Here is a 19,845-nt window from a genome sequence, read left to right as displayed (position 1 = left end):
TGGACGAGGTGGCCGCCCTCGCCGTGAAAGGCACGCTCCCCTCCACCGTCAGCCGCCGCCACCCGCCGGCCGAGTCGGCGCGGGCGTACCGGGATCTGGTGCACGAGCACGTGCGGGAAGCTGATGATCAGGGGGTGGCTAGCGCGGGAAGACGATCGTCTTGTGCCCGTCCAGCAGGACCCGCTGCTCGGCGTGCCACTTGACCGCCCTGGCCAGGGCCAGGCACTCCACGTCGCGTCCGATCGCCACGAGGTCCTCAGGAGAGTGGCTGTGGTTGACCCGGGCCACCTCCTGCTCGATGATCGGCCCCTCGTCCAGGTCGGAGGTCACGTAGTGGGCCGTGGCGCCGATGAGCTTGACACCACGGTTGTGGGCCTGGTGGTACGGCTTGGCGCCCTTGAACGACGGCAGGAACGAGTGGTGGATGTTGATCGCCCGCCCGGCCAGCTTCTCGCACAGCTCGCCCGAGAGCACCTGCATGTAGCGGGCCAGCACCACCAGGTCCACCTGGTAGTGCTCCACCAGCGCCAGCACCTCGGCCTCCTGCCTCGCCTTGGTCTCGGGGGTGACCGGCAGGTGGTGGTAGTCGATCCCGTTGGACTGGGTGAGCGGCCGCAGGTCGGGATGGTTGGAGACGACCGCGACGATCTCGATGTCCAGGGCCTTGGACCTGACGCGGTAGAGCAGGTCGTTGAGGCAGTGGTCGAACTTGCTGACCATGATCAGCACCCGCGGCTTCCTGGCCACGTCGCGCACCTTGAACTCCATGGCGAAGTCCGGTGCGAGCGTCGCGAAGGCGCCGTTGAGCTCGTCCTCGCTCATCGGCCCCCCGAACTGGACACGCATGAAGAAGCGCTGCCCGACCCGGTCGCCGAACTGCTGGCTCTCGATGATGTTGCATCCGTGCCGGGCCAGCAGGCCGGAGACGGCGGCCACCACACCGGGCCGGTCGGGGCAGGACAGCGTCAGGATGTATTCGGCGGGGCTGGTCATGCCTTCACTCTCGCGGGCGTGGGATCGTCGATCACCGTAGGGCTGATCCTGGCCGGTGACCATCACAGAGAGTACCCGACACACGTTACGCGTCCGATCGTCCATCATCCATGTGATCCCGGGTAGTCAGGGGGGAACGCGGATTCGGGAGGGGCAACCCCGGGTTGTCCCGCTGCCTGGGATGGAGCGCGGTTCTTGGACGTCGCCGTACTGATCGTGGTCGCCGGCCTCTTCGCCGTCGTGTCCGGGGTCAACGACGGGGGCGCCCTCCTCGCCACCGGGCTCAAGCTGCCCTCGGTGCGCCCGGCCACCGGCATCCTCGTGCTCGTGGTGCTGGCGGCGGTGGTCCCGCTGGTCACGCATCAGGTGGCGCTGACGTTCACGACCAGGCTGGCCTCGTTCCACGCGCCGGGCGGCAAGATCGCGATGACCATAGCGGTGATCTCGTCGCTGGCCGTGGTGGCCGCGCTCAGCATGAAGGGGCTTCCGACCAGTCTCACGCTCGCCATCGTGGGCGGGCTCACCGGCGCGGGGCTGGGCTGGGGGCTGCCGGTGTCGGCCGGCTCGGTGCTGCTGGTGCTGGCGTTCGGGGTGGCGGCGCCCTTCGTCGGCGGGCTGCTGGGCTGGGGGCTCGTCCGGGTGCTCCTGATCACGACCTCGGCCAGCGGGCTGCGGCGCTGGCATCAGGTGGGGTTCCTCCTGCAGAGCCTCGCCTACTCGGCCAACGACGGGCAGAAGATGCTGGCCGTGTTCATGATCGTGTTCGGTTTCTCGGGTGCGCCGCTCCCGTACACGTCGCTGGTGGCCGTCCTCTTCGGGCTCGGCACCATGTACGGGCTCCCCAAGGCGGGCCGCACGCTGGGCCGCGAGCTCACCGCCTCCCGGCCTCCGCACGGAGTCGCGGCCGAGCTGGCCGCGGGCACGGCGGTGATCGCCTGCGCGGCCGTGGGCATGCCGGTGAGCATGACCCAGGCCATCGCCGGCGGGCTCATCGGCGCGGGCGTGGCACAGGGCAGCGGCCGCGTCCGCTGGTACGCCACCGGCAAGATCGTCGCGGCCTGGCTCCTGACGCTGCCGGCCAGCGCCCTGCTGGGCGCGGCACTCGCGGCGCTGGTGAAGGGGATCGCCGGCGTTGAACTCTCATGAAGGGACGGCGAAAGTGAAGCACTCCTCAAGGGCGGCCCGGCCCATGACGTGCCGCCCCGGCTCGACGAAGGCGGCCGGACCATGAAGCGGCTGCGGCGGATCCGCAACCTCATGACCGGCCGCATGGACAGCGCGCTCACGGAGGCCCTGCTCGGCCAGCTCCGGGCCACCAAGGAAGGCGCCTGGCTGGCGATGGCCATGATCGGGGGCGAGGTGGGCAGGACGGGCGCGCACGAGCAGATGCGCTCGATCGAGCACATCGGCGACGAGGAACGCGCCTGTCTCGTCGAGGAGCTCAGAACGGCCCTGGTCACCCCCATCGACCCGGAGGACCTGTTCCGCCTGTCACGCGCCATCGACGACGTCCTGGACTCCTTGCGGGACTTCGTCCGCGAGTCCCACCTCTACCGGGTCCCTGACCAGATCCGCTTCACTCCGCTGCTTGACCAGGTCATCGTCGGCATCGAAGCCCTGGAGAACGCGGTCCGCGACCTCGCCTCCCGCCCGTCCGCGGTGGCTCTGGACGCGCTGGAGGCGAAGAAGGTGGGCGGGTCGATCCGGCGGATGTACCAGTACGAGATCTCGCGCATCTTCTCGGGCGAGGTGACCGCGGAGGCGCTGAAAAGGCGGGAACTGGTACGCCGCCTCGAGATCGTCGGCATCGCCATCGGCGACGCCGCCGACGCCATCGCCGACGGCGCCATGAAGCGCTAGCCGAAGGCGTTGACCCCGGTCAGCTCGGCGGACAGCGCCCACAGCCGCGCGGCCTGCTCCCGGTCGATCGCATAGTCGCGCACGCCGGGCCCGGCGCCCTCCGCGGTCAGCTCGGCGATGTCGCAGTCCTCGCAGTAGACGCCGCCCATGCCCGCCAGCTGCGGCGAGGTGGCCGCCCACACCTGGGTGGCCGCGCCCTGCTCGGGAGTCTTGAACGTGGGGTCCAGGGCGTTGCCGTCCTCGTCGATCCATCCCGCGGCGACCATCTCCTCCTTGCGGAGGTGGCGCTGCAGGGGCGTGAGGATGGCGCCCGGATGCAGCGCGAACGCCCGCACCCCCGCGTCCCGGCCGAGCGCGTCGAGCTGGACGGCGAACAGGACGTTCGCGGTCTTCGCCTGGCCGTAGGCCTGCCACTTGTCGTAGCCCCGCTCGAACTGGACGTCGTCCCACCGGATGCCCGCATGCCGGTGCCCAGCGGACGAAACGGATACGACCCGTCCCTGCCCCTGGGCGACGGCCGGCCAGAGGCGGTTGACGAGCGCGTAGTGGCCCAGGTGGTTCGTGGCGAACTGCGCCTCCCAGCCCGGACCCACCCTCGTCTCCGGGCAGGCCATGATCCCGGCGCTGTCGATGACGATCTCGACGCTGCGGCCGGTGGCCAGGAAGCGCTCGGCGAACTGCCGTACGCTCTCCAGATCGGCGAGGTCGAGCTCGTCCACCTCGACCCCGCCGATGCCCCCGACCGCTTCCTCGGCGGCCTCGCGCCGGCGCGCGGGCACCACGACGCGCGCTCCGGCTCCGGCGAGCGCCCGCGTGGTCTCCAGCCCGATGCCCGAGTAGCCACCGGTGACGATCGCCAGCTTTCCTGCGAGATCGATCCCGTGGAGCACGTCGTCCGCGGTGCTCCTGGCCCCGAATCCCGACCCGATCTTGTGTTGCGGCGTTGTCATGCGACTCACGCTACGAGTTGGAGCGCACTCTAGGTCAAACGTCCCGATGGCGGGGGTGTCACAGGCCGAGGGGTTGGGCGAGGTCGGTCAGTTGGGTGAGGGCGTGGGCGAGGTCCGGGGTGTCCGGGGAGAGGGGCTGGATGACGACGTGGTCGGCCCCCGCGTCCAGGTGGTCGTGCACGCGCTTGGTGATGGCGTCGGCGTTGCCCCAGGCCACGATGGCGTCCGCGAGGCGGTTGCTGCCGCCGTCGGCGAAGTCATCGTCCGTGAAGCCCAGCGTGCGCAGGTTGTTGAGGTAGTTGGGCAGCGTCAGGTAGTAGGACATGTGGGCGCGGGCGATCTCGCGGGCCCGGGCCGGGTCGGACTCCAGGACGACCGCCTGCTCGGGGATCAGGAGGGGGCCCTGGCCGAGGATCCGGCGGGCCTGCGCGGTGTGCTCCGGCGGCACGAAGTAGCTGTGGGCGCCGTCCGCCAGGTCCCTGGACAGCTCCAGCATCTTGGGCCTCAGCGCGGCGAGGACCCTGGGAGCCGGGGTCGACGGTACGGGCAGCGTCTGGTCGGCCTGGTCCATGGCCTCCAGGTAGGTGCGCATCGCGGCCAGGGGCTTGGCGTAGTCGTGGCCGCGACCGGCTACCAGAGGGGCATGGCTGACCCCTATGCCCAGCAGGAAACGGTCGGGAAAGGCGTCGCCCAGCGCGGCCGCCCCCGCGGCCATGGCCGTGGCGTCGCGCACCCAGAGGTTGGCGATGCCGGTGCCGACCGCGATGCGCCGGGTGGCCGCCAGCAGGACGGCCGACATGACGAGCGGCTCCTTGCTGCCCTTGCCCTCATTGACCCAGAGCGAGCCGTAGCCCAGCGACTCGATCGTGGCCGCCGCCTGACGTGCCTCCTCGGCGGGGGCCTTTCCGATCATGGGATGCCACACTCCGACGCGCCCGATGTCCACGGCCGCTCCCCTCGCATAGAATGTTCGATCGAGATGGAACACTACCCGAATGTTCGATCGCAGTCGAACAGGACGCGCGGTCTGACACACACATCCCCGATCGAGGTCTCGCTGCAGGCCGCCCTCGACGCGCTGGGCGATCCGATCCGGCGCCGCATCGTGCGGGAGCTGGCGGAGGTCCCCGACTGGACGCGCGCCTGCGGCACGTTCTCCCACCTGCCGGTGGCCAAGTCCACGCTCAGCCACCACTTCTCGGTGTTACGCAACGTGGGGCTGCTGGAGCAGCGCGACGAAGGCGCCCGACGGCTCAACCGCCTGCGCCGGGAGGAGTTCGACCATCGCTTCCCGGGCTTGCTGACGCTCGTGCTGGAGGAGGAGCGACAGGGGTAACGTCTGGTCGGTGGATGCCATGGAGGGGCAAGCGGACAGCAGCGATCGACCCGCGGCCCGGGTCGTCTGCCTGGATCGCGACGGCAGGGTGCTGCTCATGCACTGGTACGACCCCGTCAGCCGCATGGACGTCTGGGAGCCGCCCGGCGGCGGGATCGACCCCGGCGAGACGGCGCTGGAGGCGGCCAGGCGGGAGCTGGGCGAGGAGACGGGGCTGCCGGGCTCGGCGGTGCAGGAGCGGTTCGTCGAGGTCGAGCGCGACTTCTCGTGGCTGGGAGTGCGGTACGTGAAGACCGAGCCGTTCTTTCTCGCCACGTTCGGGGAGTCGCGGCCGGAGGTGAATCCCGGCGAGCTCACCGAGGAGGAGCGAGAGGTCTACAGGGGGTACGCCTGGGTCGAGGAGCTGCCCGGCGACGTGGAGCCGCCCGAGCTGGCGAAGGTGATCGAGCGGCTCACGACGCGGTGAGGCGTCATCACAGGTCCAGCGTGACACCCTCGGAGGCGACCGCCAGCGTGCCGTCATAGGACTTCGCGGCGGCCGTCAGCGCGGGCCCCGGGGACGTGTCGGGCCACAGGTGGGTGAGAAGCAGGCGGGCCACGCCCGCCGCCGCCGCGGTGCGGCCCGCGTCCAGGGCGCTGGACAGGTAAGGCGCGTCCTCTTCCGGGACCCGTTCCGGATATGTCGCCTCGGCCACCAGCAGGTCCGCCCCCTCCGCCAGCGCCACCAGCTCGGGGGACGGCCCCGTGTCACCGGTGTAGGCGATCACGCGACCTCCGGCGCTCAGCCGCAGCCCGGCATTGGGCACATGGTGCGGCAGGTCGAACGCGTCCAGGCGGAACGGGCCGATCTCGTACGGCACGCCGGGCCCCAGATCGTGCGTCACGAAGCTGCCCGCCAGCATGCGCCGGTTGTCCAGCGCCAGGACGGCGTCCAGCGCGCCCGGCGGCGCGTACACCGGCAGCGCGGGAGCGGGGACGTCGGCGAGGGCGCGGGCGCGCAGCAGCGGGTTCAGGTCGGCGCAGTGGTCGGGGTGGCCGTGGGTGACCAGCACCGCGTCCACCTCGTCGGCCCGCATGCGCCCGAGGAGCCTCGGCAGGGTGGCGTAGCCGGGATCGACGAGGACGCGGAATCCTTCGGCCTCCACCACGTACCCACTGCACGCCTGCCCCGCCGCGGGCCAAGCTCCACATCCGCCCACAACAGTAAATCTCACACTAACCCCTAGACGAAGTAGGAAAAATCGGTAACCATCCCCAACCGTGCTCATGCTCACACGGTCCGAGATCGAACGGCTGCTCCCCCCGTCCGCCTACACCGACCTCATCGAACAAGCCTTCGCAGCCTACGCCCGCCACGAAACCCTCCCCAGCCGCCTGGCCCACCTCGACAGCCCGCCCGGCGAGTTCCACATCAAGGCCGCCGGGCTGCGTGACATGGTCGCCGTGAAGATCGGCGCCTGCTTCTACGACCGCCCCGCCACGCTGGGCCTGCCGAGCATCGTCGGCGTCATCGCCCTGTTCGACGGCTCGACCGGCCAGCCGGTGATGTTCCTGGAGTCGGCCACGGTCACCAGGCTGCGCACGGCGGCCGCGACCGCCGTCGCCGTACGCCACCTGGCGCTCCCCCACGCCTCCACCCTGGCCGTCCTCGGCACCGGCGCCCAGGCGGCCGCCCACATCGCGGCGATCCGCGACGTTCGCCCCATCGAACGCGTCATCGTCTGGGGCCGCGACCGGGCCAGGACCGAGCGGTTCGCGATCGAGCACCGAGCGGAGTCCGCCCGGACGGCCCACGACGCGGCGAGCCAGGCGGACGTCGTCGTCACCCTGACCCCCGCCACCACCCCGTACCTGGGCGTCGACGACGTTCGGCCGGGAGCGCTGGTCGCGGCGGTCGGCTCCGACGCGCCCACAAAGCGCGAGCTCCGCGACGACCTGCTCGCCGCCGCGGCCCTCGTCACGGACGTCACCCACCAGTGCGCGGAGGTCGGCGAGCTGCATCACCGCCCGGACACCCCGGTCAGGGCCGAGCTCGGTGAGATCGTCACGGGCCTGGCGAAGGGCCGCGAGAGCGCCCGGGAGATCGTCGTCTTCGACTCCACCGGCACCGCGATCCAGGACGCGGCCGCCGCCCAGGCCCTGTACGCGGCCGCGGTCGAGCGGGGCGAGGGAAGGCCGCTACCGCTCTGGGAGTGAGCCTGCCCTCACGCGTGCGGGCCGTCGCGGAAATGGCCCAGTTCGTCGAGCGTCGTCACCAGGAGCCCGCGCAGCAGCCGCCCGGCCACCTTCTCGTGCTCGGGCTCCACGGGCACGCCCTTGCCCACCTTCTCCGCGTACACCTCGCGCTCCCGCACGTCGGTGTACGGCAGCGCGGTCATCCCCACGGCCACCGCCACCCGGGTGCCGCCGCGGGGCAGCACGGCCACGGTGTGCGTACGCAGGCACGTCTCGTCCGGGGCGCCGTACCAGCCGCTCTTGACCCCGGCCCCGGGCGAGCGGATCGCCTCCCGCGCCCCGAACGCCTGCGACGCGCTGACCTGCCGCATCCACCCCAGGATGGTCTCCGCGACCGGGTCACCGGCGACGGCGGCCTGGGCGAGCACCGCGTACGCGGTCGCGACCTCGTGGGCGGCCACCTCGACCGAGCCGAACCGGGAGGGGTCGCCGTTGGGCGGCGACCAGGCGATGCCGGTGCGCTTGCGGAGGTCGTCGAGGATGACCCTGGGCCCGATGGACAGCCACAGGTTGAGCGTGTCGGCGTTGGAGGACACGATCACGGCGGGCTCGGCGTGCCGCCGCCACCGTTCGGCGTCGGGGATGTGGGCCGCGCTCACCCAGGCGTACAGGGGCTTGAGCAGCGAGGCGCAGCGCAGCCGCGCCAGACCCACGGTGACGCCCACCGTGCGGGCGGGCGGCCCGCCGTAGCCGCGTCTGATGCCCGCGGCCTGGACGCTGGCGCTGTGATCGAGGTCTTTGAGCAGCTCGTTGAAGCCCACGCCCCCACCGTAGACCTACGAGGCGCTCCCCCAGCGGCCTTCGTACCACTCCGTGCTCGGCGGGTCGCCCGGCAGCTCGGTGGCCCCCGGCGCGCGCAGGCCGTCGAGCGCGATGGTCAGCAGCCGCTCCTTGACGTGCGGATGCTCGCCTCCGGGCGCCGGGCGGCTGAACTGCTCCATGAGCAGCGAGATGTCCAGCGTGGTGACGTCGCCCCTGAGCACGCCGGCCTCGCGCGCCCTGGCGATCAGCCGGCCGGCGAGTTCGGCGCCCTTGCGTGCCGTGCGCCACATCTCGTCGGTGACCTCGATGGTGCCCGCGACCGGCGCGAGTGCGCCCGCCCTGAACCCCACGCACGCGCGTACGTAGGAGACCAGCCCCTCCCACGGGTCCGGCTCGGCCAGCCCGGCCTCGGCCGCCTCGACCCCGCGCTCCATGGCGATCACGCACAGGCGCTGGAGCAGCTCCTCCTTGGTGCGATAGCGCCGGTAGAGGCTGCCCATGCCCACGCCCGCCGCCTTGGCGATGGCCGACACCGGCGCGTCGAAGCCCTGCGTCGTGAACACCTCGTGAGCGGCCCGCAGCAGTCGCAGATCGTTGCGTGCGGCTTCGGCCTGCCTCCCGCGTGTGCTCATGCCGTACAGGATATTAGTATTTCCGGAGCGAATCGCTCCGATAGAGAAGGGCTCATCATGCGTGCGGTGGTCTTGAGGCGGTACGGCGGGCCGGAGGCGCTGGTCGTGGAGGAGGTGCCGGACCCGGTGGCCGGGCCCGGGCAGGTGCTCGTGGACGTGTCGGTGGCGGGCATCACGTTCGTGGAGACGCAGGTACGCGCCAACCGGGGGCCGCGGCAGGCCGAGCTGCCCGCGATCCTGGGCAACGGCGTCGCGGGGACGGTGACCGCGACCGGCGAAGGCGTCGACCCGGCGCTGATCGGCACGCCGGTCGTCAGCACGCTCGGCGGTCACGGCGGATACGCGGAGCTCGCGGTGGCGAGCGCGGACGACCTGATCCCGATCCCCGACGGCCTGTCGCCCGAGTTCGCGGTGGCGCTGCTCGCGGACGGGCGCACCGCCGTCGGCCTCGCGCGGGCCGCCGCCCCCAATCCCGGGGAGTGGGTGCTGGTCGAGGCGGCCGGCGGCGGCGTGGGAAGCCTGCTGGTGCAGCTCGCCGCGGCGGCGGGCGCGCGCGTGGTCGGCGCGGCGAGCAGCGCCGGCAAGCGCGACCTGGCGGCGAGCCTGGGCGCGGAGCTGACGGTCGACTACACCGACCCCGCCTGGACCCGCCTGGTACGGGACGCGACGGGCGGCCTCGACCTGGTCTTCGACGGGGTGGGCGGCGAGGTCGGCGCGGCGGCGCAGGAACTACTGAAGGACGGCGGCAGGTTGAGCGCGTACGGCATGGCGGGCGGTCCGATGACCACGCCGGACCCGCGCGTGACCGCGGTCACCTGGCCGCAGGCGGACCTGCGCGAGCTGGCCAGGGAGGCCCTGACGCTGGCCGCCGCCGGACGCCTGCGCCCGACCGTCGGCGCCACCTACCCCCTGGAGTCGGCCGCCGAGGCGCACGCCGCCATCGAGGCGCGCGCGGTGACCGGCAAGAGCCTGCTCGTGATCCGGCCCGTTTAGGCGCCGAACCGCGCCCACGTCACGACGAGCGCGGCAGGCACCAGCGCGACCACCCCGAGCGCTGTCACCACCTTCCACCGCCGCGCCACCCCCGGCTCCGTCACGAACGCCGCCACGGCCCCTGCCCCGGCGAAGACCGCCCCGGCCGTGACAGCGTGCGCGAGCGAGGACGTCCACGACGGCAGCGCCTCACCGGCGAGCCTGAACACCACCAGCACCCCGCCCGCCACCAGCGCCACCCGCCGGCCCGGCCGTACGTCCACCCGCTCCAGCACGAGCGCGGACCCGGCGAGCACGGCCAGCGTGATCATCACCACGACGCCGACCGCCGGGGCCAGGCACCCCCAGTCCTCGCAGCCGATGCCCGCCCAGGCCAGGCGCACGCTGGCCCACCACAGCACCCCCAGAGCGGCGCACACAGCAGCCGCCCGCCCCATTCGCCCCCGCATAACCCAATAATCCCATCGCGACAGGCGGTCGTCAGGAGAGCCGATCGGCTCGCCGCTCGTCCGCGTCGGCCTCCGCGGCGCGGCCGAGCGCACGCAGGGCGACGGCCCGGTTGGTGTACAGGTCGGGCTCGGGCTGCAGCTCGATGGCCCGGCTCAGGTCCTCGACCGCCCCCTCCAGGTCCCCGGCCGCGTACCGCAGCACCCCCCGGTTCCCCCAGGCGGCGGCGAGCCCGGGCGCGCGCTCCACCGCGCGGTCCAGCGCCTCCCCCGCCGCCGCCAGCCGCCCCGCCGCCGTCTCCAGCTGCCCCAGCACCGTGAGCAGGTGCGGGTTGCCGGGCTCCAGGACCAGCCCGGCCACGACGTCGGCCAGGGCCTCCCCGTCCCGGCCCGCGGCGGCCAGCAGCCCGGCCCGGTTGATGTACGCGTCCAGGTAGGACGGGTCCAGCTCGATCACCCGTCCCAGGTCGGCCAGCGCCTCCTCGGTCTCGCCCCGCACGGTGTGCAGCTCAGCCCGGTTGTAGTACGCCTCGGGCAGCGGCGGCCCGACCCGCATGGCCCGTTCGAAGTCGGCCAGCGCCTCCTCGTGCCGCCCGAGCTTGAACAGCAGGTTCCCCCGCTCCAGGTAGTAGTCGGGAAAGGCCGGGTCGAGCGCGATCGCGGCGGCGTAGTCCTCCATCGCCTCCTTGACGTGACCGAGCGCGGCCAGCAGCTGGGCCCGGTTGGCCAGCAGCACCATCCGGTGCAGCGGGTGCCGCTCCCGCAGCTCGCGGGCCAGCTCGATGGCCGACTCGACCAGCGACAGCGCCGCGCCCGGCCGGCCGTGCCGCAGCTCGATCAGTGCCAGGCCATTGAGGTCGAAGCCCAGCTTGAACGCCCGGTCCAAGGGCTCCGGCAGCAGGGTGGAGATGGCGATGGCCTCGTTGATCCAACGCCGGGCGCGGCCCAGGTCGCGGTGCGCGGGGTCGGGGTGGCGGGCGTCGAGCATGGCGGTGCCGTACGCGCTGGCGGCGTGCATCGCCGGATCCTGGCTGGCCGAGCGCACCCGGTCCCAGACCGCCCGGGCGTCGCCGGTGCGGCCGAGGCCGCCCAGCGCGGTCGCGGTGCGCTGCGCGAAACGCCACCAGTGCTCGCCGCCCGGCTCCGTGCGCGCCATGCCGCGCTCCCCCAGCTCGACGGCGGCGTGCAGGAAGCCGTCGCGCATGCACCGGTCCACCAGGGCCCAGAGCTCGTCGGCGCTGCGGGTGTCGGGCGGCGGGTCGGGGCCGCCGGAGTACAGCGTGATCGTGAGGAGGTCCGGCGGGATCCGCCGCATCATGACGTCCAGCAGCTCGGTGTCCGTCGGGTCGGCCTCGGCGCCGTTGCACACGGCGATCGCCTGCCCGGGGCGTACGGCGTCCATGAAGAACTCCGTGAGCCCGTTGGCCAGCCGCAGCGTACGGCGCGGCGCGGGCACGAGGATGCGCTCGTCCTCGGACAGCCCGGCGTCGACCGTGACGCGCCGGATCGGCACGAGAGGGGCGAGTTCGGGCGCGGCGGCACGGATCTCGATATCGTGCGCCGCCACCAGGTCGCCGTCCCATTCCAGAGCCTGCGGCACCAGGTGACGCAGCAGGGCGGCGGCGACAGTGTAGGGGCCGCGCGGCCGACGATGTCCGTCGATCAACGGTGTCAGCAGCCGCACGGCCCCCCATTGAGCGGGTGGTTCGCCCTGAACTCTGAGATGGGACCTTGCCTCTGTCACCCCTTGTGAAGGACGCTGGAGGTCCCCGCCAGCCTCGCGGTTCCAGGCTTGCGGACAATGATGCGCTTCATGACATACCTCTCCCACTGGGGCTATTTTCCCATTATTAGTGCACCCCGCCGAATATCAAGATTTATGGTGAATAAGTGGGAGGTTAAACCGCGAAAAGCGCCTGCCTTTTGATTGACACCTGTAACCTATTGGGACCGAAACCAACGTGGGAGGGCTTTCGTCCGAGCCTGCCCGGCCTCTTCCATCAGATCGCACAGGCACCGGCCGAGCAGGGTGACCGACCGGCAGCACCCCGGCCCCGGCAGATTCCTCGCCCGGACGATGACCGTGGCCCGCTCGATCAGCCGCTCAAGGCTGGGCTCCCCACCGCCCTTGAGCGAGCGCGTGTGCCAGGGGCACGACTCGACGTTCGCACAGGCCCCTCTGTCGAGGTACGGCGCCTGGGCGCCGCCGAGCGGCAGCGGATCCTCACGTTTGATCCTCAGGTCGGCCAGCGTTCTGGCCGCCCGTCCGGCGACGGTGAGGAGTGCCCGGTTGGCGTTGACGCGCTCTTTTCCCAGCGCGGCGGTCCTCGCGGGGAGGGCGAGCAGCATCGCGCCGGCCATCAACCCCCCGCCGACGACCATGCTCCAGCCGATCTGCTCGTGGAACCAGATCACCGAGATCGCCGCCACCCAGAGTGGCTGCGACGACATGAGGATCGCGCTCGGCACGGCCGTGACATGCGCCTGACCGTACGAGCGGGCCAGGAACCCCAGCGCGCACGACACCACGGCCAGGTGCCCCAGGATCAGCCAGTCGGACCCTCCCGACGGCAGCACGACCCCGTCGCGGACGGCGGCGACCCCGGTGAGCAGCCCGATGGTGAACAGCTGGATCACCGTCAGCGCGTACGCGTGGAAGGTCTCACCCCGCTTGGACAACTGCGCCAGCAGCAGCGTGTGGCCGGAGTAGAGGGCGGCGGCGGACAGCGTGACCCCGAGCGCGAGCACCGAGACGTCGTGATCCTCCACCCCCCTCAGCAGCGTGAACACGGTCATCCCGGCCAGCGCGAGCACCACCCCCGCCCAGATCCGCCGCGGCACTCTCACCTTGAACAGGACCAGCGCCAGGATCGGTGTGATCACCACACTGCAGCCGACCGCGAACCCCGACAGCGAGGACGGCAGGCCGTGCAGCGCGACGGCCTGACCGGCCTGACCCACCCCGAACATGACCCCGAGAACGACCCCGTTGATCCACGTCTTGCGCGGCAGCCCCCGAAGGCAGCGCGGCCTGATGGCGAGGAGGGTGAGCGCGGCGATCAGGTAGCGCTCGGCGAGCAGATCCTCCACCGGTAACCGGTGGATGAGATCTTTCATCAGCGGGAACGCCGACCCCCAAGCGGCGCTGACGAACAACAGAAGCACGGCTCCCAGGAGGGGTCGGGGAGCGGGCACGACTGCCATGGCAAAAGCATCTCACTACTATTCGCAGCCACTGATGTACAGGGAGCAGTCGGTGAGGTTCCTCTACAACTCGGTGTTAAGAGCCTCACCCGCGGGTTTGTACATCCATACCGCGGTCACCGGAACCGGCGTCGCCGCGTACTGCGGGTGACGGAAGGAAGATCGGCGGGAGAGTCACGCCGGGACCCCGGGAAAGGTCACCGGGGAAGAGGAGGAGGCGGCCCCAGGAGGGGTGAGGGTGGGGCCGTGCGCCGGAAGGCTCTCAGAGCTCGATGACCGCCGGAGGAGCCAGGCGTTTCTCGAGGTACACGACAGTGTGGCCACCGACCCGCTGTCTGGAGAGCTCGCGCCATCCCTCTCGCTCGTAGAGCGCCAGGGCGGCTTCCTGATTGAGCGTGGTGTCGCCTCTGACGCGCTCGAAGCCGAGCTCCACCGCGCGTCGTTCGAGTGCGAGCAGCATGGCCGCGCCGAAGCCGCGCCGCTGGAACTCAGGGTGCACTCTCAGCCGGCACATCTCGGCCGTGGCCGTGTCGACGGGTTTCAGTCCGCCCATCGCGACGACCCGCGAGTCCACCTCGCCGACCAGGAAGTCACCGCCGCAGCCCAGGTAGATCTCCTGGATGCGCGGGAAGTCGTCGTCGTAGTAGACGCCGTCGCCCGGCACCAGTCCCACCTCGGCGAGGGAGATCCGGTGGAGTGCGAGGATGGTGTCGAGATCGGACCACCGATAGCGCCGGATCTCCAAGTTCATGCACCGCCCCCTTTCGTTTGGACCCTCGGCCGGCGCAGTTCGGCCCTGTACTCCTCGAGTTTCGAGTTGTTCGCGTCGCGAGCCGTGATCGCCTGTTCGAGCGCCAGGGCGGGACGCATGATGAAATCGGTCATGTACTCGTCGCCGAGCATCCGCAGCGCTCTGGTGCCGATGTCCAGCGCGGAGTCGAACTCCCCGTCGATCATGCGGCACTGGGCCTGGTCGAGCCTGATCAGCGTCTGGTCGAGGATGTGGTCCTCGTACTTCTCCAGCGCCTGGTCGAGCACCACTTCGGCCTCCAGGGTCTGGCCGAGCTTGGTGAGCACGTCGCCCTGGTAGAAGTAGAGCTGCTTCTCCGTGTAGCCGAACGCCATGTCCTCCTGGTGCTCGGGCCGCATGTGGGAGAAGGCGTTCCTGGCCCTGGCCAGCGCGCGTTTCGCCTGGTCGACGATCTCCTTCTTGTTCTCGGCGCCCGAGAGCATGGCCAGCGCCCGCGCCTCGACGACCGGTGCCATGGCCTGCGCGGGGCAGGGCATGGCGCCGGCCAGGTCGCGGCTCTTCTTCGCCAGGTTGAGCGCCTCCCGGGCGTCCCCGAAGTAGAGGGGGACGAGCGACTCGCGGGCGGTGATCCACGCGCGCAGCGCGCGGTCGCCCGTCTCGTCGGCCGCGGTGCGCCCGGTCCTGAAGAAGGAGCGGGCCAGCCGGTGGTCACCGAGATTGATCATGATCATGCCGCTCAGCCCCGCCAGCTGGGCCGCCATCCGCAGAAGGCGGTCCTGTAGGTCGATGGGCTGACGGCGGGCCATCGCCTGGCGTACGGCGCTCATCTCGAGCAGCACGTCGCACAGGAGGCGCAGCGGGGCCGTCGTCGTGTACTGGCGGCCGAAGCTCTGCGTGGCCTCTTCCCACTGGTCGAGCATCGCGGCCGACACCGTGGCCGAGACGAGCGTCTCGTCCATCCGGCGCCTGATGCCCTCGCACGCGCCGAGTACCGGCCCGTCAAGCTCGGTGGCGGCGCTGGTCGCCGGATTGAGCAGGTTGAGCATGGTGCGCCGGAGGATGTTCTCGTCCTCGTCGGCCTCGGGCTCCGGGGGCGACCCGGTCTCGCGCTCCGCCTGCGCTAACGGCCGCTCGGTGCCGTCTTCCATCAGCATGGTCGGGTTGCGGTGCCCGTGGCCGCAGATGCACGGCCCGTCGAAACCGAGCTCCAGCGGCTCCACCCGATAGACCGTGCACAGATAGTGCATGTACTCGGGCCCCGGGCGCTTGAGCCCGCTCTCGTAGGCCGACAGCAGGGTCTCTCCGATGCCGGGCATCGCCTTGCGGTCACGTTCGAACAGGGCTCTGATCTGCTCGATGACGTCCGCCAGCGCGATGCCGTAGGAAAGACGGTGGGATTTGACGCGGCTGGTGCCGAACTGCGGAGTGCACTGCTCATGGATCTCGTCAGCTATCTGGGCCGAAGTGCGCCCGGCGGCCAGGCCCTTGGCTCTGATCCGCCGTGCGATCTCCGTTTCCCTGTGCTGTCTGCCGGACATCCCGGCCCCTCTCGCGCGTGTCTCGACCGGTCCACAACTGGTGACTCAGCGTAGCGTCCATGTAGCTGTGCGCCTACCCAAGAGTGTGAACCAATGTCGCCAGCTTGAAAACGCCCGGCATCAAGCCTACGGATAAGGATCGTCCTCCGAGGGACTGTTTCTTACATCCCACGAGGGAGAAGCAACTCCCCGTGACCGGGGGACCGGCGTTGCGTCCGCCGTTGACATGAGCCATGTTTGGCCCACCAGCCAGATTCCCAATGAGGAGGGGACGAAAGGTGGGGGACGACAACTTCGAGCATCTGAAGCGTCTCGTATCCGAACTCGACGCTCACGGGTTGCTCGCGAGAGTGGTCCAGACTCAGGGCGGGCGCATGTTCGCACGGGTCATCAACCCGAACGCGACGAGCCTGTCGGAGAACGTCACCTGTCGGTCGACGAGCGCATCCGACGCACCGGACTGGTGGTACTGCTGGTCCTGGGGTGAACGGATGCACAAGGCCGACGACCCGGCTGGAGCGGCCACGAAGGTCGCGCGCGTGCTGGCCGCCGTGGGCGAGTGAGAAGGCGGTGACCCGGGTGGAGCGCAGCCACCACGGCTCACCGCACCCACGGCGGCGTCAACGGAGCCGGCGGGGTGGCCGGTGCGGAGGGACTCCCGTATGCCGGAGCCCTTGGTCGCCCCGCCGGTTCCGGCCCAGGCACGGTCTCGCATGCCGTGCCTGTCCACAGCCACCCACCCGGTCTTCCGGGCGGGTGTTCGGGGGATCCCTCCCGGAACCGGCACGGGACACGCTTCCGGGTGCGCGTCCCGTTCCGAGCCGTCCGTCATCGGAGCGTCCACTCTCTCCCTCCGCGGCCCAGAGAGCAGGCGTCCCCGTCTTCCCCGGCGTGATGTGACGGCGGGCGGTCCGGTCGGCGGTATTTTGGATCGAATCGGTCCAAAGCAGCCGACCGAACCGCTTCCGGAGGGGGATCTACCCAGTGTTACTGCTGGTGACAGCGTCGCTACCACCCACTTCTCCGTCGGGTCTGTCCGACCTCGAGAAGTTGACCCAGCAAATGGCTGGGAGCTGCGAGAACGACCCGGCGGGCATTTGCTCTACCCTTGTCGGGATGTTCGACAATGCGACCTGGGCGCCCTTGGTGGCCAGTTTGATCACCATCGTCCTGATCCTGGTGCTGGCGTTCGTGCTCCGCAACGTCGCGCACCGGCTCATCACGAGAGTGGTCAACCGCGCGGCCACGGGTGGTTCGCTCACCAGCAGGTTCCGCAAGAGCGCCGTCCCCGACAGCATCGACGCGCTGCTGCACGAGCGGCGCAAGCAGCGTGCCGAGACCATGGGCTCGGTGCTCAAGCACGTCGCCTCCATCGTCATCCTCGGCACCGCGGTGCTGACCGTGCTCGACCGGCTGACGATCCCGATCGCTCCCCTGCTCACCAGCGTCGGCATCCTCGGCGTGGCCATCGGCTTCGGCGCTCAGGAGCTGGTCAAGGACTTCATCGCGGGCATGTTCATGCTGCTCGAAGACCAGTACGGCGTGGGCGACGTGATCGACGCCGGCGCCGCGGTCGGCACGGTCGAGGCTGTCACCCTGCGCGTCACCAGGCTCCGCGACGCCGACGGCCGCGTCTGGTACGTCCGCAACGGCACCATCACCCGGGTCGGCAACGAGTCGCAGGGCTGGTCGCGGGCCTACATGGACGTCCCGGTGGCCTACGACGCGGACATCACGAGCGTGCGGGTGCTCCTTGAGCACGTGGCCGAGGAGATCTGGGCCGACGGCGAGTTCCGCGAGACCAAGATCGTGGAGCAGCCGCAGGTGTTCGGCGTCGAGCAGCTGTCCGACAGCTCGCTGGTGTTCCGCATCACCGCCAAGACGCTGCCCTCGGCGCAGGCCGAGGTGTCCAGGGAACTCAGGTACCGGGTCAAGTCCGCACTCGACTCCGCCGGCATCCCCATGGTCGCCACCGCATAGGCTGAGAACGTGAGTGAGACCTCCTTCTACGACGCCGTCGGTGGCGACGAGACCTTCCGGCGCCTCGTGCACCGCTTCTACGAGGGGGTCGCAGAAGACCCGTTGCTGCGGCCGCTCTACCCGGAGTCCGATTTCGAGGGCGCGGAGGAGCGGCTGCGGGGCTTCCTGATCCAGTACTGGGGCGGGCCCAACACCTACAGCCAGCAGCGCGGCCACCCGAGGCTGCGCATGCGGCACATGCCGTTCGTGATCGGCGAGCCGGAGCGGGACGCCTGGCTGCGGCACATGCGTGACGCGGTCGACTCGCTCGACCTGCCGGAAGAGCTGGAGACCAGGCTCTGGGACTATCTGGTCTACGCGGCCCACAGCCTGGTGAACTCCCCGACATAGCGGGCATGACACGCCACATGGATATCCCCTGGTGGCGTGATGCCATCGTCTACGAGATCTACGTTCGCAGCTTCGCCGACGCCTCGGGAGACGGCGTCGGCGATCTGGCCGGGGTGCGCGAGCGCCTGCCGTACCTTCGGCGGCTGGGGGTCGACGCCATCTGGCTGACGCCTTTCTACCCCTCTCCCATGGCCGACGGCGGCTACGACGTGGCGGACTACCGGGGTGTCGATCCGCTGTTCGGCACGCTGGCCGACTTCGAGTCGCTAGTCACGCAGGCGCACGAGCACGGGTTGCGGGTGCTGGTCGACATCGTGCCCAACCACAGCTCCTCCGAGCATCCCTGGTTTCAGGCGGCGCTGCGGGGCGAGCGGCGCGACCGCTACATCTTCCGCGACAGCACCAACAACTGGCAGTCCACGTTCGGCGGACCCGCCTGGACGAAGGCGGCTGACGGGCAGTACTACCTGCATCTGTTCGCTCCCGGACAACCCGACTTCAACTGGCGCAATCCCGAGGTGCACGCCGAGTTCCTGGACATCCTGCGGTTCTGGCTGGACCGGGGCGTCGACGGGTTCCGCATCGACGTGGCCATGGGGCTCTACAAGGCCGAAGGGCTGCCCGACGTGGGCGACCAGTCGTTCAAGTCGGTCTCGCCGGTGTGGGGGCAGCCCGAGGTGCACGACGTCTACCGCGACTGGCGCCGGCTGCTGGACGGCTATCCGGGCGAGCGGATGGCCGTGGGCGAGGTCTGGACGGACAGCTCCGAGGACCTCGCCCTCTACGTGCGCCCGGACGAGCTGCATCAGAGCTTCAACTTCGCCTGGCTGCAGGCGCCGTGGTCGCCGACGGCGTTCAAGAAGGTGATCGACGACACCCTGGCCTCTGTGCCGTTCGCCACATGGGTGCTGTCCAACCACGACGTCGTACGCCACCGCACCCGCTACGGGACCGCCGACCCCGGCACGGGGCTCGCGCGGGCCAAAGCGGCGCTGCTGACGATGCTGGCCCTGCCCGGGTCCGCCTACCTCTACCAGGGCGAGGAGCTGGGGCTGCCCGAGGTGACCGACCTGCCCGACGAGGCCAGGCAGGACCCCGTCTTCTTCCAATCGAAGGGCGAGCTGCCGGGGCGCGACGGGTGCCGGGTGCCGATCCCCTGGACGGTGGACCCGCCCTCCCACGGCTTCTCCCCCGGCGGGGTGGAACCGTGGCTGCCGCAACCGGCCACGTTCGCGGAGCTGAGCGTGGAGAAGCAGGAAGGGGACGCCGGCTCGACACTGGAGTTCTACCGCCGGGCCCTGGCCTGCCGCCGTGACCTGGTCGGATCAATTCCTTATACCTTGGAGTGGCTGGACTCACCCGAGGGTGTGCTTTTCTTCACCCGTGGCCCGCTGATCTGCGCCATCAACTGCGGGCTCCAGCCAGTACGCCTGCCCGAGCACGACACCGTGCTCCTGTCGAGCGGTCCACTCAAACGGGACCTGCTACCGCCAGACACCGCGGTGTGGCTCCGGCACGAGTCATGACCTTCGCGACCGCTCACCACGAGAGGGAATGACCGACACCGCAGTGTGGCTCCGGCACGAGCCACAACCTCCCCAACCACTCACCACGAAAGCGAACGACCGACACCGCAGTGCCGCACCAGCACGAGCCACAACCCCCGACCACTCACCACGAAAGCGAACGACCGACACCGCAGTGCCGCACCACCACAAGCCCCAGCCCCCGCACCCACACACCACGAAAGGGAACGACGGACAGCGGTGTTGGTG

At 70.6% G+C, this 19,845-nt stretch carries 21 protein-coding genes; 10 read left to right on the top strand and 11 right to left on the bottom strand.

Annotated features, from left to right (window positions below; translation table 11 throughout):
* Positions 1–138 precede the first annotated feature (138 nt).
* Entirely contained in the window at positions 139–993 is an 855-nt protein-coding gene (purU, locus tag ACIBI9_RS48280) for a formyltetrahydrofolate deformylase (protein WP_397233388.1), read from the bottom strand.
* 195 nt (positions 994–1,188) lie between these two features.
* On the opposite strand from purU, the gene ACIBI9_RS48275 reads away from it, so the two are divergent.
* Together ACIBI9_RS48275 and ACIBI9_RS48270 are read left to right on the top strand one after the other, a co-directional pair.
* Positions 1,189–2,139, top strand: coding sequence for an anion permease (locus tag ACIBI9_RS48275; protein ID WP_397233386.1), 951 nt, complete (start codon positions 1,189–1,191; stop codon positions 2,137–2,139).
* A gap of 81 nt (positions 2,140–2,220) precedes the next feature.
* The gene (locus ACIBI9_RS48270) at positions 2,221–2,853 is read left to right on the top strand and encodes a DUF47 domain-containing protein (protein WP_397233384.1); all 633 of its coding nucleotides are present in this window, start codon (positions 2,221–2,223) and stop codon (positions 2,851–2,853) included.
* On the opposite strand, the gene ACIBI9_RS48265 is transcribed toward ACIBI9_RS48270, so the two are convergent.
* Positions 2,850–3,803 carry an SDR family NAD(P)-dependent oxidoreductase gene (locus tag ACIBI9_RS48265; protein ID WP_397233382.1) on the bottom strand — a complete coding sequence of 318 codons (954 nt, stop codon included), beginning with the start codon at positions 3,801–3,803 and terminating at the stop codon, positions 2,850–2,852. The genes ACIBI9_RS48270 and ACIBI9_RS48265 overlap by 4 nt on opposite strands.
* Before the next feature lie 58 nt (positions 3,804–3,861).
* Positions 3,862–4,749 (bottom strand): LLM class F420-dependent oxidoreductase, encoded by an 888-nt coding sequence (locus ACIBI9_RS48260; RefSeq protein WP_397233380.1) that lies wholly within the window; start codon positions 4,747–4,749, stop codon positions 3,862–3,864.
* 33 nt (positions 4,750–4,782) lie between these two features.
* Here ACIBI9_RS48260 and ACIBI9_RS48255 point away from each other — a divergent pair, with 33 nt between their 5' ends.
* Both ACIBI9_RS48255 and ACIBI9_RS48250 read left to right on the top strand, forming a co-directional pair.
* Positions 4,783–5,139, top strand: coding sequence for an ArsR/SmtB family transcription factor (locus ACIBI9_RS48255; protein ID WP_397233378.1), 357 nt, complete (start codon positions 4,783–4,785; stop codon positions 5,137–5,139).
* 19 nt (positions 5,140–5,158) lie between these two features.
* On the top strand, positions 5,159–5,605 hold the full coding sequence (locus ACIBI9_RS48250) for an NUDIX hydrolase (RefSeq protein ID WP_397233471.1): 447 nt from the start codon (positions 5,159–5,161) through the stop codon (positions 5,603–5,605).
* Between the two features lie 7 nt (positions 5,606–5,612).
* On the opposite strand, the gene ACIBI9_RS48245 is transcribed toward ACIBI9_RS48250, so the two are convergent.
* A complete protein-coding gene (locus ACIBI9_RS48245; protein ID WP_397233376.1) occupies positions 5,613–6,407 on the bottom strand; it encodes an MBL fold metallo-hydrolase in 795 nt (264 codons plus the stop codon).
* Here ACIBI9_RS48245 and ACIBI9_RS48240 point away from each other — a divergent pair.
* Positions 6,406–7,335, top strand: a complete 930-nt coding sequence (locus ACIBI9_RS48240) for an ornithine cyclodeaminase family protein (RefSeq protein ID WP_397233374.1) — start codon at positions 6,406–6,408, stop codon at positions 7,333–7,335. The genes ACIBI9_RS48245 and ACIBI9_RS48240 overlap by 2 nt on opposite strands.
* Before the next feature lie 8 nt (positions 7,336–7,343).
* Here the strand turns inward: ACIBI9_RS48240 and ACIBI9_RS48235 are convergent, their stop codons facing one another.
* Positions 7,344–8,135 (bottom strand): hypothetical protein, encoded by a 792-nt coding sequence (locus ACIBI9_RS48235; RefSeq protein WP_397233372.1) that lies wholly within the window; start codon positions 8,133–8,135, stop codon positions 7,344–7,346.
* Between the two features lie 15 nt (positions 8,136–8,150).
* Positions 8,151–8,768 (bottom strand): TetR/AcrR family transcriptional regulator, encoded by a 618-nt coding sequence (locus ACIBI9_RS48230; protein WP_397233370.1) that lies wholly within the window; start codon positions 8,766–8,768, stop codon positions 8,151–8,153.
* Positions 8,769–8,825: 57 nt separating this feature from the next.
* Between ACIBI9_RS48230 and ACIBI9_RS48225 the strand changes: the two genes are divergently transcribed.
* Positions 8,826–9,761 (top strand): zinc-binding dehydrogenase, encoded by a 936-nt coding sequence (locus tag ACIBI9_RS48225; RefSeq protein ID WP_397233368.1) that lies wholly within the window; start codon positions 8,826–8,828, stop codon positions 9,759–9,761.
* Here ACIBI9_RS48225 and ACIBI9_RS48220 read toward each other — a convergent pair.
* The 5 genes from ACIBI9_RS48220 to ACIBI9_RS48200 all read right to left on the bottom strand — a co-directional run bounded on the left by ACIBI9_RS48220 (position 9,758) and on the right by ACIBI9_RS48200 (position 15,700).
* Positions 9,758–10,210, bottom strand: coding sequence for a hypothetical protein (locus ACIBI9_RS48220; RefSeq protein ID WP_397233366.1), 453 nt, complete (start codon positions 10,208–10,210; stop codon positions 9,758–9,760). The two genes, ACIBI9_RS48225 and ACIBI9_RS48220, sit on opposite strands and share 4 nt — an antisense overlap.
* A gap of 31 nt (positions 10,211–10,241) precedes the next feature.
* Positions 10,242–11,891: a tetratricopeptide repeat protein gene (locus ACIBI9_RS48215; protein WP_397233364.1), complete on the bottom strand. Its 1,650-nt coding sequence runs from the start codon at positions 11,889–11,891 to the stop codon at positions 10,242–10,244.
* Between the two features lie 257 nt (positions 11,892–12,148).
* The gene (locus ACIBI9_RS48210; RefSeq protein ID WP_397233362.1) at positions 12,149–13,372 is read right to left on the bottom strand and encodes a DMT family transporter; all 1,224 of its coding nucleotides are present in this window, start codon (positions 13,370–13,372) and stop codon (positions 12,149–12,151) included.
* Positions 13,373–13,673: 301 nt separating this feature from the next.
* Positions 13,674–14,162, bottom strand: a complete 489-nt coding sequence (locus ACIBI9_RS48205; RefSeq protein WP_397233360.1) for a GNAT family N-acetyltransferase — start codon at positions 14,160–14,162, stop codon at positions 13,674–13,676.
* A complete protein-coding gene (locus tag ACIBI9_RS48200; protein ID WP_397233358.1) occupies positions 14,159–15,700 on the bottom strand; it encodes an XRE family transcriptional regulator in 1,542 nt (513 codons plus the stop codon). The genes ACIBI9_RS48205 and ACIBI9_RS48200 overlap by 4 nt, the downstream gene beginning before the upstream one ends.
* 278 nt (positions 15,701–15,978) lie before the next feature.
* Between ACIBI9_RS48200 and ACIBI9_RS48195 the strand changes: the two genes are divergently transcribed.
* The 4 genes from ACIBI9_RS48195 to ACIBI9_RS48180 all read left to right on the top strand — a co-directional run bounded on the left by ACIBI9_RS48195 (position 15,979) and on the right by ACIBI9_RS48180 (position 19,596).
* Positions 15,979–16,263 (top strand): hypothetical protein, encoded by a 285-nt coding sequence (locus ACIBI9_RS48195; RefSeq protein ID WP_185067321.1) that lies wholly within the window; start codon positions 15,979–15,981, stop codon positions 16,261–16,263.
* 553 nt (positions 16,264–16,816) lie between these two features.
* A complete protein-coding gene (locus ACIBI9_RS48190; protein ID WP_397233356.1) occupies positions 16,817–17,680 on the top strand; it encodes a mechanosensitive ion channel family protein in 864 nt (287 codons plus the stop codon).
* A 9-nt stretch (positions 17,681–17,689) separates the two neighbouring features.
* Positions 17,690–18,070, top strand: a complete 381-nt coding sequence (locus tag ACIBI9_RS48185) for a globin (RefSeq protein ID WP_185067323.1) — start codon at positions 17,690–17,692, stop codon at positions 18,068–18,070.
* 17 nt (positions 18,071–18,087) lie between these two features.
* Positions 18,088–19,596 carry a glycoside hydrolase family 13 protein gene (locus ACIBI9_RS48180; protein ID WP_397233354.1) on the top strand — a complete coding sequence of 503 codons (1,509 nt, stop codon included), beginning with the start codon at positions 18,088–18,090 and terminating at the stop codon, positions 19,594–19,596.
* Positions 19,597–19,845: the final 249 nt, after the last annotated feature.

The sequence above is a fragment of the Nonomuraea sp. NPDC050451 genome (assembly GCF_044458585.1).
Note: the sequence above shows the minus strand (reverse complement) of the source record. Positions and strands in the feature narration are given on the sequence as shown.